The organism is Hymenobacter bucti (assembly GCF_042681145.1).
Lineage (GTDB): Bacteria > Bacteroidota > Bacteroidia > Cytophagales > Hymenobacteraceae > Hymenobacter > Hymenobacter bucti.
Genome location: NZ_JBHUFD010000001.1, coordinates 1,204,077 through 1,217,162, shown reverse-complemented (window position 1 = coordinate 1,217,162; position 13,086 = coordinate 1,204,077). Strand labels below are relative to the sequence as shown.

Below are 13,086 nucleotides of genomic sequence, written 5' to 3'. Positions count from 1 at the left end.
GCCAGTGCCGCATCGGCTAGCGCCGCGCCGCTGCGTACAGCTCGCCTAATACCGCGCCGCCTAGGTCGTAAAAGTGCAGGGCGCCGGCCAGCGGCGCTGGATGCGCCACCGCCGCCGCGTAGCCGGCGGCCACCTCGAAGCTGCTCACGGCCCACCCAGGCACCGGCCCAAAATCCGCCAAGCGGTGCTCACCAACCAGGGCAGGCACCTGGCTGAACTCGGCGTCGATGCCCCGGCCGGTAGCCTTCACGAAGGCTTCCTTACGCGTCCAGAGCTGGTAAAACGCGTGGTGCGGCACTGGGCTGCGCTCAATAAACGCTTTTTCGGGTGGGCTAAAGCTGTAGTCGAGCAGCTCTTCAAAGGCGAACTGTGAGTCTAGGCGCTCGACATCGACGCCCACTTCGGCCCCGGCCATGGCCAGCAGCACCCAGTCGCCGGCGTGCGATACGTTGTAATGCAGCGGGGCTTCGCGCAGCCGCGGCTTTTTGTCCGCGCCCAGCTCGAAGTGCAGGCCGGCCGGCGGCAGCCCTAGGTAGGCGCCCAGCACCAGCCGCTGGGCCGCCCGCCCCAGCAAAAAGCGGTGGTAGTCGGCGGGGCGGTGGTAGCGGTGGGCGCGCCGCAGCTCATCGGCTTGCAGCAGCGCCGCGGCCTGGGGGGCGAATGACTGACTAGCGGCCACGGGTAGCCGAAACACGGCCACGGCGGCCGGCCATCGAAAATCGGGGTGCGCGCTCCAGCGCTCGCCGGCCGGCCGGGTACTACACGTCAGCAGCATGAGCGGGCGGCGCGGCTAGGTGGCACGGCCCGCCCGTGTTCAGCACTGGTCGAGGGCAGCTTGCAGAATCTGAGCGCATTCGGCATCGTGGGGCGGGGCAAACATGTGAAAGTGATTACCGGGCAAGTCATACGTTTTTACGCCCCCCAGGGCAAATTCCGTCCACCCTAGGTGCGTAAAATCATCCATGTAGTAGAGCCGCTCCTGGCTGCGAAACACGTGCACGGCAATAGCCTGCGGCCGCAGCCGAAAATTTTGCTGCGCCAGCGCATTCACCACGCCCAGCTTGTGCGGGTGGCCGTTGATGCGCTCGTACCGCTCGGCGGCGCTGTATTGGAAGCGCTCTATCGTGGCGCGCCGCAGCGACTGCATCTTCCACCAGAAAGCCTCCTGCGGATTGTTTTTCATCACCACCAGGCTGTACAGCACGCGCTTAACCAGCCGAACACTCCGCTTCAGGTTTTTGCGCAGCCACGGCATATCGTGGTCCGATTGCTCGGCGTAGGTATCAAACATGCCCACGAACTTCACCTGCTGGCCCGCCGCCGTGAGCTGCCGGGCCATCTCAAAAGCTACGATGCCCCCAAACGAGTAGCCCGCCAGGGCGTAGGGCCCGTGGGGCTGGGCCGCCGTGATGGCGGCCACGTAGTGCGCCGCCATTGCCTCCACGCTTTCCGAAGGCTCCTCGATACCGTCCAGCCCCTTAGCCTGCAGGCCGTACACGGGCTGGTCGGGCGCCATTTGCTTCGACAAGGCATTAAATATAAGCACGTTGAAGCCCGCGCCGTGCACGATGTACAGGGGCGTTTTGGTGCCCTGGGGCTTGATGGGCACCAGCGAGCTCCAGGCGCCGGGCTGGTGCGCTTGTTGCAGCACCGCCGCCAGTCGCTCTACCGTGGGGTGCTCGAAGAGGGTAGCCAGGGGCAAGCGCTGGCCGGTTTCCTGCGCCAGACGGGCCATCACCTGCACCGCGATGAGCGAGTGCCCACCGAGCTGAAAGAAATCGTCATACACCTCGACCTGCGTCACGCCTAGGCACGCTTGCCAGGTGGCGGCCACCAGCTCTTCGAGCTGGGTGCGCGGCCGGCTGGGGCGCTGGGCGGGGCCGGCCTCCGGGCCGCTGGGCGCGGGCAGGGCCTTGCGGTCGAGCTTACCGTTGAGGGTGAGGGGCAGCGCGGGCAGCACCACAAAATCGCTGGGCACCATGTAAGCGGGCAGCTGGCTCAGCAGGGCCTGCTGCCAGCGCGTGGTGCGGGCCCGGTCGGCGGGGGCCGCGGCGGGGTCAGTCAGCACCAGGTAGGCCACCAAGCGCTCGTCGCCGGGGCGGCGGTGGCAGGTGCCGATGACGGCCTGGCGCACCTCGCCGAGTGCCTCCAGGGCATGCTCTATTTCGGCGGGCTCGATGCGGTAGCCCCGCACTTTCATCTGCTGGTCGAGGCGCCCCAGGCACAGCAGTTCGCCCGAGGGCAGCAGCCGGCCTAGGTCGCCGGTGCGGTAGAGCAGCCCCCCAGGCTGGCTGGCGAAGGGGTTGGCCACGAACTTCTCGGCCGTGAGGGCTGGGCGGTTGAGGTAGCCCACCGCCACGCCCTCGCCGGCAATGCAGAGCTCGCCCGGCGCGCCGGGGGCGGCGGGCCGGCCGTGCTCGTCCAGGATGTAAAACTGAGTGTTGGCGATGGGCCGGCCGATGGTTATTTCGGTATCGGCGGGAGTTATCTGCTTCATCGACGACCAGATGGTGGTTTCGGTGGGGCCGTACAGGTTCCATACTTCCTGGCTGCGGGCCAGCAGCCGGCCGGCCAGCTCCAGCGGCAGGGCCTCGCCCCCGCACAGCACCTTCAGGGGCAGGGGCCGCGGCCAGCCCGCGTCGAGCATCAGGCGCCAGCTCGACGGCGTGGCTTGCATGATGGTGATTTTTTCGGCCTCGACCAGCCGCAGCAGCTCCTGGCCGTCCTTGGCGGCGTAGGCATCGGCCAGCACCACGGTGGCCCCGCTCACCAGCGGCAAGTAGAGCTCGAGGCCGGCAATATCAAACGAGATGGTAGTAATGGCCAGCAGCCGGTCCTCGGCCGTAATGCCCGGTGCCTGCTGCATGCTGCACAGGAAATTAACGGCGTTGCGGTGCGTCACCTCCACGCCCTTGGGCTTACCAGTCGAGCCCGAGGTGTAGAGCACGTAGAGCACCGCCTGGCTATCGGGCAGGGCGGTAGGCTCCTGGTCGGAGTAGCTGCGCGCTTGCCCTAGGGCCTCGTCGATGGGCAGCACGCGGGCCGTAGTGGTCAGCGCGGCCGGCGCCGAGGCCAGCAGTAGCTTGGCACCCGCATCGGCCAGCATAAACTCGAGCCGCTCGGCCGGGTAGGCGGGGTCGAGGGGCACGTAGGCGGCCCCGCATTTCATGAGCGCCAGCAGGACCACCACCAGCCCCGGCGAGCGCTCGACGGCGATGCCCACGCGGTCGCCTTGCTGCACACCCTGGTGCCACAGGTAGTTGGCGAACTGGTTGGCGCGGCGATTGAGCTCGTCATACGACAGCTCTTCTTCCCTGAACCGCAGCGCCACCCGTCCGGGCGTGGCGCGGGCCTGCTCCGTGATGAGTTGGTGCAGCGTTTTGTGCGCCGGGTAGGGCTGGGCCGTGGCGTTGAGGGCGTGGTAGGCCACCGCCAGCGGGGCCACTTCCCCCTGCACCAGCGCGCGCAGGCTGGTGGTAGGCGCGGCCACGATGCGGCGCACCAGGTCTTCCAGGCTGGCCATCCAGCCGGCCACGGTTTCAGCCCGAAACAGGTCGGTATTGTACGACCATTCCAGCACTAGGCCTTGCTCGGTGCCGCTGGCATTCACAAACAGCTCGAAGCTTTCGTAGGCCCTGGGATTGTTGACCAGCTCGTAGCTGAGCCCCTGAAACGCGACATCATTAGTCAGCCCTAGGTCGATGTTGAACATCACCGGCACCAGTGGCACGCGGGAGGCATCGCGGGCCAGGCGCAGCTTTTTGAGCAGGCTACCGAAGGTGAGCTGCTGGTGCTCGTAAGCGTCGAAGAGCGCCGTTTTACGCTGCCGCAGATAGGCGATGAAATCGCCGTCGGCGTAGGGCTGGCTGCGCAGCGGCAGCAGGTTTACGCAGTGGCCCACCAGCTGCGGCAGCCCGCTGGCCGACTGCCCGGCCGCGGGCAGCCCCACCACCACTTCGTTCTGGCCCGTGAGCTGGGCCAGCAGCACTTCAAACGCCGCCAGAAGCGTCGTCACGAAGCTACAGCCAGCGCCCAGGCCCACTTTTTTGAGGTCGGCCACCAGGTCTGGTGCCAATGGGTAATCGGCGCGGGCGCTGCGGTAGGTGCGCAGCGCGGGCCGCGCAAAGTCGGTGGGCAGCGTCGTGGTGGGCACCGGCCCCTGGTACTGCGCCAGCCAAAACTGCTCGACCGCCGCAAAGGCCGGGCTGCGGCTAAACAGCAGCTGCTGGTCGGCGTACTGGCCAAAGGGCGTGGCGGCCGGCAGCACGGGCGGCAGACCCTGGTAATAAGCCGAGTACAGCGCGCCCAGCTCTTGCAGCAGAATGCCCATCGACCAGCCATCGCACACGATGTGGTGGGCCGTGAGCATCAGCTCGTGCACATCGGCCGCCAGGCCAAACAGGCTGATGCGCAGCAGCGGCCCGTGCAGCAGGTCAAATACGTACTGGGCATCGTGGGCCACGCGGGCAGCCACGGCCGCCCGCTGCTCGGCGGCGCCTAGGTTGGAAATGTTTTGGTAGTCAACCTCCACCGGCAGCTCCCGAAACACGCAGCTGTACTTGCCATCGGCGCTGAAGGCCGAGCGCAGCGCCTCGTGGCGCTGCCCTAATGCTCCTAGGGCCCGCCGCAGCGCCGGGCGGTCGAGGGGGCCGGCCAGGCGCAGGGTCACCGACTCATTGTAAGCCCGACTGGCGTCGTCGCCGCCGAGCAGGCACACCGCCCATATCTCGGCCTGCGACTCCGTGATGGGCACCAGCCGCCGCAGCTCGGGGCCGGCGAAGGGGTCAAACTCCACTTCGGCCACGTTGGCCAGGCGGGCGGGCAGGCGCGCCACGAGCGAGTCAATCGTAAAATTCTTGCTCATGGCCGGCTAGTGCACGCTAAGTTGGCGGTAGCTGTCGGGGCGGCTGGGGTCGGCCACAAACCAGGCGGGGTTGCCGGCGCGGTCGCGGCCCAGGCGGGCGCCGGGCGCGGGCGGCTGGTTGAGCTGCTCGGTAGTACCCAGGGCCGGGGCCGGGGGCCGGGTCGCGGGGGGCCGCGCCACGGTAGACCGCGGGGCTTTCAGGAAGTCGGCGGCCACCAGCTCGCGGGCGCTGGCCAGGCAGGCGGCCACTATCTGGTCCACTTCCTGCGCGGTGTGGGCCGTGGTGAGGAAGCACGGAAAGCCATCCCAGATGTGAATACCCTTCTCGCGCATCAGCGTAAACAGCAACTCGTTATAGGGTAGCTCCTCGTAGAACTTAATCTTCCAGAGCGACCCAAACTGCGCCACGTAGAAGGGCAGCTGCTGGCGCTCGAGCTCGGCATTGAGCAAGTCAGCCAGCCGCTCGGTGCAGGCCGTGAGCTCCTGCTGCAACCTAGGGCCCTGCTCCTTAAGGTACTGGAGCGAGGCCTTGGCGGCGGCCAGTGCCAGCGGGTGCCGCACAAACGTGCCGGCAAAATAGGTGACGCCCGCTTCGGGAAACGAGGCGTCGCCGTACTGCCAGAAGCCGCCGTCGAGGGCGTCCATCCACTCCTCGTGGCCCGCGATGACGCCGATGGAGAGGCCGCCGCCCACCACTTTGCCGTAGGTGGCCAGGTCGGCCCGAATGCCAAACAACGCCTGCGCCCCGCCGGGGTGCAGCCGGAAGCCGGTGATGACTTCGTCAAAAATTAGGGCCGTGCCCGCGGCGGCCGTCACCTCGCGCACCTGCTTCAGGAACGCAATGGGCCGAAACTCGGGGCGCCGGCTCTGCACGGGCTCGACCAGCACGGCCGCCAGCTCGTGCGCCCGCTCCTTGATGATGCGCAGGCTTTCGTCGGTGCCATAGTCCAGAATGAGCATGTTTTGCACCGCCTCGGGCATAATGCCGGGCGCCGCCGGAAACGACTTCAGCTGCCGGGTGCCGCGCACTAGTACTTCATCCACAATGCCGTGGTAGGAGCCCGTGAAAGCTACCACCAGCGAGCGGCCCGTGACGGTGCGGGCCACCCGCAAGGCGCCCAGCACCGCCTCCGAGCCCGTGTTGCAGAGCGCCACCCGGTCGAAGCCCGTGAACTCGCACAGCAGCTGGCTCACCTCGCCGGCCAGCGCGTGCTGCGGGCCTATTTCATAGCCCTGCTCCAGCTGGGCGTGCAGCGCAGTTTTGATAACCTCGGGCTGGTAGCCCAGCAGCGACGACCCAAACCCGTTGAGCGCGTCGATGTACTCATTGCCGTCGAGGTCCCAGAGCCGGCTGCCGCTCGAGCGGTTGACGACCAGCGGGTACACCAGCTCCTTGGTGAGTGGCCGGAAGCCCGACACCACGCGCGGGTCGGCCATGCGGGCGCGGTGCTGCTGAGTGTAGGCTTTGCTGGCGCCGGTTTTTTTGGTGTAGCGGCGCGTCAATTCCTGCAAAAACGTCTGCTGCGCTGGCCCCAGTTCGGTGGCCTGGCGCTCGATGCGGGCGGTGGCGCCGAAGGGCTTTTTCAACTCCGCCACTTCTTCGGCCGACAGCCCGGCCGCCGGGGCCAGCGCGGGCCCGGCGGCCGGTGCTGGGGCCAAAGCCGATGGGGCTGGAACCGGCGCCGGAGCAGCCCAAGCCGGGCTGGGCTGAGCCACCGCGGCTTGCCCCGGCCCGCCGGCGCTGGCTTGCAGCAGGGCCACTTGCTGGGCAATGAGGTGCAGCTGCTGCGCCAGCAAACCTAGGGCCGTGTTGGCGGCCGGCGCGGGCAGCGCGGGCCCGGCCATGAAGACGCCGACGGGCGTCGGAGCGGAGGCGGGCGCCGCCAGTGTCGGGGCGGCCGGGGCGCTGGCGGGCGCGGGCGGCGCCGGCGCGTCGGCGGGCAACTGCTGGTCGAGGTAATCCACGAGCTGCCCTAGGGTGCCGTATTCTTCGTTCAGCTGCCGGAACGTGATGGGTAGGTTAAACTCTTTTTTGAGCGTGATGGCTAGCTGCGTAAGCAACAGCGAATCGAGGCCGATTTCCAGGAAGCTGGCGTCGGGCGTGGCCGTAGCCAACTCGATGCCGGAGGCGTCTTCCAGCAGGGTGCGCACCTTATTAAATAGCGCAGGCTTTCTCATACTAATTGCAGAAGGGAGGGGTAGAACAGAAGTAGGTAGCAGAGCAAGTAGTTCTTCCGCCGCGGGTTTGGCTAGGGAGCCAGCCACCGTCGCGGGCGGGTCGAGCCAGCAGCGCTGGCGGTCGAAAACGTAGGTAGGCAGGCTAATTTCACGGAATGCCGACTCAATATATAAGCTAGACCACGCAGGTTGCAAACCACTTAACCACAACTGCCCTAGGGTGGTCAGCATGGCGTGGCAATCGGAATGCGTGGTAGCCGGCGGCAGGCCCGGCAGCACGGCCGCGGCGCGGGTACCTAGGTGCGGGCGGGCCAGGGCGGCCAGTGCCCCGCCGGGGCCCACTTCGAGCAGCAGCGGGTTGGCCAGGGCACCTAGGGTGTCGAGGGCTTCAGCAAAGCGCACGGGGCGCCGCAGGTGCTGCGTCCAGTACTCGGGGTCGGTGGCCTGCGCATCGGTGAGCCAGGTGCCGCTCACGGTTGACACCACCGGGCGCTGGGGGCGGTGCAGCGCCACGGTGGCCACCGCCGCCCGGAAGGCGGGCAGCGCGGGCTCCATCATGGCCGAGTGAAAGGCGTGGCTGGTGGCCAGCAGCTGGCTCGGCACCGCTTGCGCCTCGAGCAGTTGCGCAAACGCGGCCACGGCCTCAGCGGGACCGGCTACTACGCAGCGGCGGGTGCCGTTGGTGGCGGCCAGCGAGAGGGCGGCCGGCAGCTGGGTTAGCACGTCGGCCGCGGGCAGCGGCACCGCCAGCATGCGGCCGCCGGGCAACTCGCCCACCAGCCGGGCGCGGGTGGCTACCAGCCGCAGGGCATCGGCGAGCGTGAACACGCCGGCCAGGTGGGCCGCCACAAACTCGCCCACGCTGTGGCCGCACAAGATGCTAGGCTGCACGCCCCAGCTCTGCCACAACTGCGCCAGCGCGTACTCGGTCACGAAGAGCGCGGGCTGGGTGTAGCGGGTGTTTTTCAGGCGTTCTTCGGCCCCCGCGCTGCCCGGCGCCGGGTACAGCACCGCGCGGATATCCACGTCGAGCTGGTCTTGCAGCAACGCGGCGCAGTCGTCCACGGCCTGGCGGTAGGCGGGCTCGTGCTCGTAGAGGCCGCTCCCCATGTGCAGGTACTGCGAACCCTGGCCCGGAAACAGAAACACCGTTTCGCCCGGCACGGCGGCCACGGTTTTGGTGCCACCTAGGGGGCCGGTGGGGCTCTGGAGCGCCGCCGCAGCCTCGGCGGCCGTGCTGGCCACCACAAAGCCACGGTGCGCAAACGCCGGCCGCGTAGTGTGCAGGGTAAAGGCCGCATCGGCCAGCGAGGCGGCCGGGTTGGCACCTAGGTGCTGGGCCAGGCGCTGGGTGTAGGCGATGCGGCTGGCGTCTGACTTGGCTGACCAGGTGATGAGCTGAGCCGGGCGCTCGGCGCGGGCCGGCGCCGGGGCAATGGGCGCGGCGTATTCTTCCAGCACCACGTGCACATTGGTGCCGCCCACGCCAAACGAGCTGACCCCGGCGCGCCGGCTGCCCGCCGGCTGCCAGGGCGTGAGCGCGGTATTGACAAAGAAGGGACTATTGGCGAAGTCGATGTGCGGGTTGGGCACTTCGAAGCCCAGCGAGGCCGGCAGCTGCTGGTGGCGCAGGGCCAGCACCGTTTTGATAAAGCCCGCCACGCCGGCCGCCGCCGTGAGGTGGCCCATATTGCTTTTGATGGAACCTAGGGCGCAAAACTGCTTGGTGGTCTGCGCGCCGAAGGCCATCGTCAGCCCCTCGATTTCGATGGGGTCGCCGAGCGGGGTGGCCGTGCCGTGGGCCTCCACGTAGCTGATGGTGGCGGGGTCCACGGCACCGTCGGCCAGGGCCTGGCGAATGGCGCCAGCCTGGCCCTCCGCGCTAGGGGCAGTGAAGCTGCCTTTGCCGGCGCCATCGTTGTTCACTCCCACCCCTTTGATGACGGCGTGTATGGTATCGCCATCGCGCTGGGCGGCGGCTAGGGGCTTGAGCAGCACCACCCCGGCGCCATCGCTGAACACGGTGCCCTGCGCCTGGGCATCGAACGAGCGGCAGTGGCCGTCGCCGCTCAGCATGGCGCCCTCCTGGTAGAGGTGGCCGCTGCGCAGGGGCGCCGTGATGCTGACGCCGCCCGCCAGCGCTACTTCGCACTGGCCGCTGCGCAGGCTCTGCACGGCTTGCGCAATGGCCAGCAGCGAGGTCGAGCAGGCCGAATACACGCTCACGGCCGGGCCCTTTAGGTTGAGCTGGTAGGCGGTGCGCGAAGCCAGGTAATCTTTCTCGTTCACCGTCATCACCTGAAACTCGCCGAGCTGCGCCACCCGCTCGGGATGGTGCAGCACGTTGCGCGGATAGTAGGTATTGTTGCCGCTACCCGCAAACACGCCCACGCGCCCGGCGTAGGTTGGGGGCAGGTAGCCGGCCTCCTCCAGCGCCTCCCAGGCTATTTCCAGAAACACCCGCTGCTGCGGGTCCATGACCTCGGCCAGCTTGGGCGTGAGGCCGAAGAACCGGGCGTCGAACGCGTCGGCATGGTCGATAACGCCGCGGGCGGCCACGTAGAGCGGGTCGCTGCGGAGCGCCGCCGGAATGGAGGCGTCGAGCTCCTCGGCGCTGAAAAACTGAATTGTTTCGCGGCCTTGCGCCAGCACGTCCCACAGCGCCGCCACCGAGGCCGCCCCCGGAAAGCGCCCCGCCAGGCCAATCACGGCCACGTCGCCCGCTTGGCTATCGCGGGCTTGCCCTAGGTCCGCGGGCGCCGGGCGCGCCGGGCCCAGGCCCCCTAGGTAGTCGGCCAGGCCAGCGGCCGTCGGAAACTGGTAGAGCTTGGTGATGGGCACGGTGTACTGGTACCGCTTCTGGAGGGCCGCCACCGATTTTTGAGCCAGCAGCGAGTTGCCCCCCAGCTCAAAAAAATTGTCGTCGGCCCCCACCTCGTCTAGTTGCAGCAGCTCGGCCCAGAGCTGGGCCACGTGCTGCGCGGCCCCGGCCGCGGGCCGCCGAAATGGCACCCCTAGGGCCGGCCGCGTGCGCTCGGGCGCGGGCAGGGCTTTTTTATCGACCTTGCCGCTGGTGGTTTTGGGCAGCTCCGGCAGCCACACGAAGGCACTGGGCAGCATGTAATCGGGCAGGCGCTGGGCCAGCGCCTGGCGCACGGCCGACACCTCCTGCGCGGCGCCGGGTGCGGCCACCAGGTAGGCCACCAGCTGCGCCGCGCCCGTGGGGCTGGCGTGGGCCACCACCACGGCTTGCTTGAGGCCGGGCAGGTCGGCCAGGGCCACTTCGACCTCCCCCACTTCAATGCGGTGGCCCCGGATTTTCACCTGGTCGTCTTGCCGGCCCAGGAACTCGATGTTGCCGTCGGGCAGGTAGCGCCCTAGGTCGCCGGTGCGGTAAAAGCGCGGGCCGGCGGCACTTTCCACAAACTTGGCTTGCGTGAGGGCGGGCTGGTTGAGGTAGCCTTCGGCCAGGCAGACGCCGGCAATGCACAGCTCGCCCACCTCGCCGGCGGGCACTGGGCGCAGGTCGGCATCCAGGAAAAAAACCTCAGTGTTGGCAATGGGCTGGCCGATGCCGGGCAGCGGGGGCCAGGCGGCGGGCGGCCCGGCCAGCCGCAGCTGCGTCACCACGTGGCATTCGGTGGGGCCGTACTGGTTATAGAGCACGCAGCCGGGCAGCGCCGCGCAAAAAGCTGCGAGTTGCGGCGTTATCTTGAGCTGCTCGCCGGCGGTCATGATTTCGCGCAGGCTCGCCGGAAAATGCTGGGCGCTCACGGCGGCTTCGGCCAGCGCTTGCAACGCCACGAAGGGCAAGAACAGCCGGTTGACCGCCTGCGCGTCGAGCAGCGTTAGGAGGCCTTCGAAGTCGAGGCGTTGCTCCTCGCTCAGCAGCACCAGCGTGCCGCCCGTGGTCAGGGTCGCGAATATTTCCTGAAACGAAACGTCGAAGCTGAGCGGCGCAAATTGCAGGGTGCGGGTACCGGGACCGGCCAGCGAGTTTTCCTGCTGCCACTGCAAGAGATTTACCAGCGCCGCGTGGCCCATGCACACGCCCTTGGGCTCGCCCGTCGAGCCGGAGGTGTAGAGCACGTAGGCCGCCGTGCCGCTAGCAGTCTCTTGATTTTCGAGTTGGTTTTCGAGCGCGGGCGCGGCATCGGGCGCCAGCACATGCAGGCCTAGGGCCGCCAGCGCCGCCGCATCCGGGGCCGGCGCCACGCAGCAGCTGAGGCCCGAGCTGGCCACCAGCTGCGCCAGCCGCTGAGCGGGGTAGCTGGGGTTGAGCGGCAGGTAGGCTTTGCCGGCCTTCAGGATGGCCAGTGCTCCCACCACCATGTCGAACCCGCGCGTGGTGCTGAGGCCGATGAGCGGGGCCGCCGGGGCCTGGTGCCGGATGGCTTGGCTAAGCTGCTCGGCCCGGCTGAGCAGCTGCGCATAGGTGTATGTAGCCGCCCCGTCGACCACGGCGGGCAGCGCCCCGTACCGGCTAGCGGCCTGCTCCACGAGCTGCTGAATCAGCGGGGGATGTAAACTATCTGCCACGTGCATACCTATAATTTTTAACTGCTTATTAATTGCTTTTAGCGCCCTTTCGCTAGTGAAGCCGGCCTCACAAAACGGCCGGTTTTTCCCTAAGCATAATCATCTTTATTTACTAAACGCTACCTACCCTAATGCCGAGGTAATCTGGCTTTCTTTCGCTGACCTAGGTTCGCGAATTATTACTGGCTATAAAGACCAAGTAACAAAATTGGTCATTTCAAGTCAATAATTACCGGATAAATGGCCTGTTATCCTCGGTAAGCATTGGCTACAGCTGTGCCAGCGAAAATGCCTCCGCAAAGGGTGCCGGCGTAGCGCCCGCGGGTGCGCATTCCCAATAAATTCATCAAGCATTATTATAACTTTGAATAATACAATAAATAACCAGAGTAATTTTCAAAGCTACTATCAACTAACCTGAAGTATTGCAAGGAGCTAACTTTACATAGAAAATAAATTATATAAATCCCCTTTTACCGGGTCCCTACCCCTTATCCACTTACCGGCCAAAACAGCGGGCGGCTGCTCGCCGGGGTGGGGTGGGCGGGCCGGGGCGCTGGCGGTGGCCCGCGTGGCCTAGCGGGCGGGCCGCTAGCGGCCATCTTTGTGCTTCTATTGCTCTTTACTTATGGCTACTCCCCTGCTCCACTTTCTTGACCAAGGCGACCCGGCGGCCCAGCCGCTGGTGATTTTGCACGGCCTCTTCGGCACCCTCGACAACTGGCAGACGCTGGCGCGCCGCTGGGCCGACGAGGCGGGCCTGCGCGTGGTATCGGTGGACTTGCGCAACCACGGGCGCTCGTTTCACGCGCCCGAGCACAGCTACGCCCTCATGGCGCAGGACGTACTGGCGCTGCTCGACCACCTAGGTCTTGACCCCGCTCGCCTCACGGTGCTGGGGCACAGCATGGGCGGCAAGGTGGCCATGACCCTGGCCCTAGGCTACCCCGCGCGGCTGGCGCAACTCATCGTGCTCGACATTGCGCCGCGCTTTTCCGACATGGAACACCAGGACGATATCATTGCCGGCTTGCAGGCCGTGGACCTGAGCACCATCCAGAACCGGCAGCAGGCCGAGGCGGCGCTGGTGCCGAACATTCCGCAGCTGGGCGTGCGGCAGTTTTTGCTCAAAAACCTGTACCGGCGCGAGGACAATTCCTTTGCCTGGCGCATCAACCTGCCCGCGCTGGTTGAGAACCTAGCGGCCGTGGGCCAGGAAATCGCGGCGGCCCAGCCGTTTCTTAAGCCCACGCTATTCATCCGGGGCGGCAAGTCGGACTACATCACGGCCGACGACAAGCTGCACAGCATCCCGGCTTTGTTTCCCAACTCGCAGGTGGCCACCGTGCCCGACGCCGGCCACTGGGTGCACGCCGAAAAGCCCGACGAGATATTCGGGCTGGTGCGAAACTTCGTTTCAATGAGCAATTAACAAGGAGCTATGAGCAGGCCGTTGGTGCGCCACCTGCTCATTACCTTTTTCCTGTTCATTGTTAATTGCTCCT

Annotated in this window: 4 protein-coding genes; 1 reads left to right on the top strand and 3 read right to left on the bottom strand. The window is 66.9% G+C overall.

All coding sequences use genetic code 11. The features are described 5' to 3' along the window. Positions 1 to 16: 16 nt before the first annotated feature. The 3 genes from ACFSDX_RS05070 to ACFSDX_RS05060 are packed head-to-tail and all read right to left on the bottom strand — an operon-like array spanning position 17 to position 11,587. A complete protein-coding gene (locus ACFSDX_RS05070) occupies positions 17 to 775 on the bottom strand; it encodes a 4'-phosphopantetheinyl transferase family protein (protein WP_382312107.1) in 759 nt (252 codons plus the stop codon). 39 nt (positions 776 to 814) lie between these two features. After that, the gene (locus tag ACFSDX_RS05065) at positions 815 to 4,864 is read right to left on the bottom strand and encodes a non-ribosomal peptide synthetase (RefSeq protein WP_382312106.1); all 4,050 of its coding nucleotides are present in this window, start codon (positions 4,862 to 4,864) and stop codon (positions 815 to 817) included. A gap of 6 nt (positions 4,865 to 4,870) precedes the next feature. Beyond that, on the bottom strand, positions 4,871 to 11,587 hold the full coding sequence (locus tag ACFSDX_RS05060; protein ID WP_382312105.1) for an amino acid adenylation domain-containing protein: 6,717 nt from the start codon (positions 11,585 to 11,587) through the stop codon (positions 4,871 to 4,873). Between the two features lie 622 nt (positions 11,588 to 12,209). Between ACFSDX_RS05060 and ACFSDX_RS05055 the strand changes: the two genes are divergently transcribed. Next, on the top strand, positions 12,210 to 13,013 hold the full coding sequence (locus ACFSDX_RS05055; protein WP_382312103.1) for an alpha/beta fold hydrolase: 804 nt from the start codon (positions 12,210 to 12,212) through the stop codon (positions 13,011 to 13,013). Positions 13,014 to 13,086: the final 73 nt, after the last annotated feature.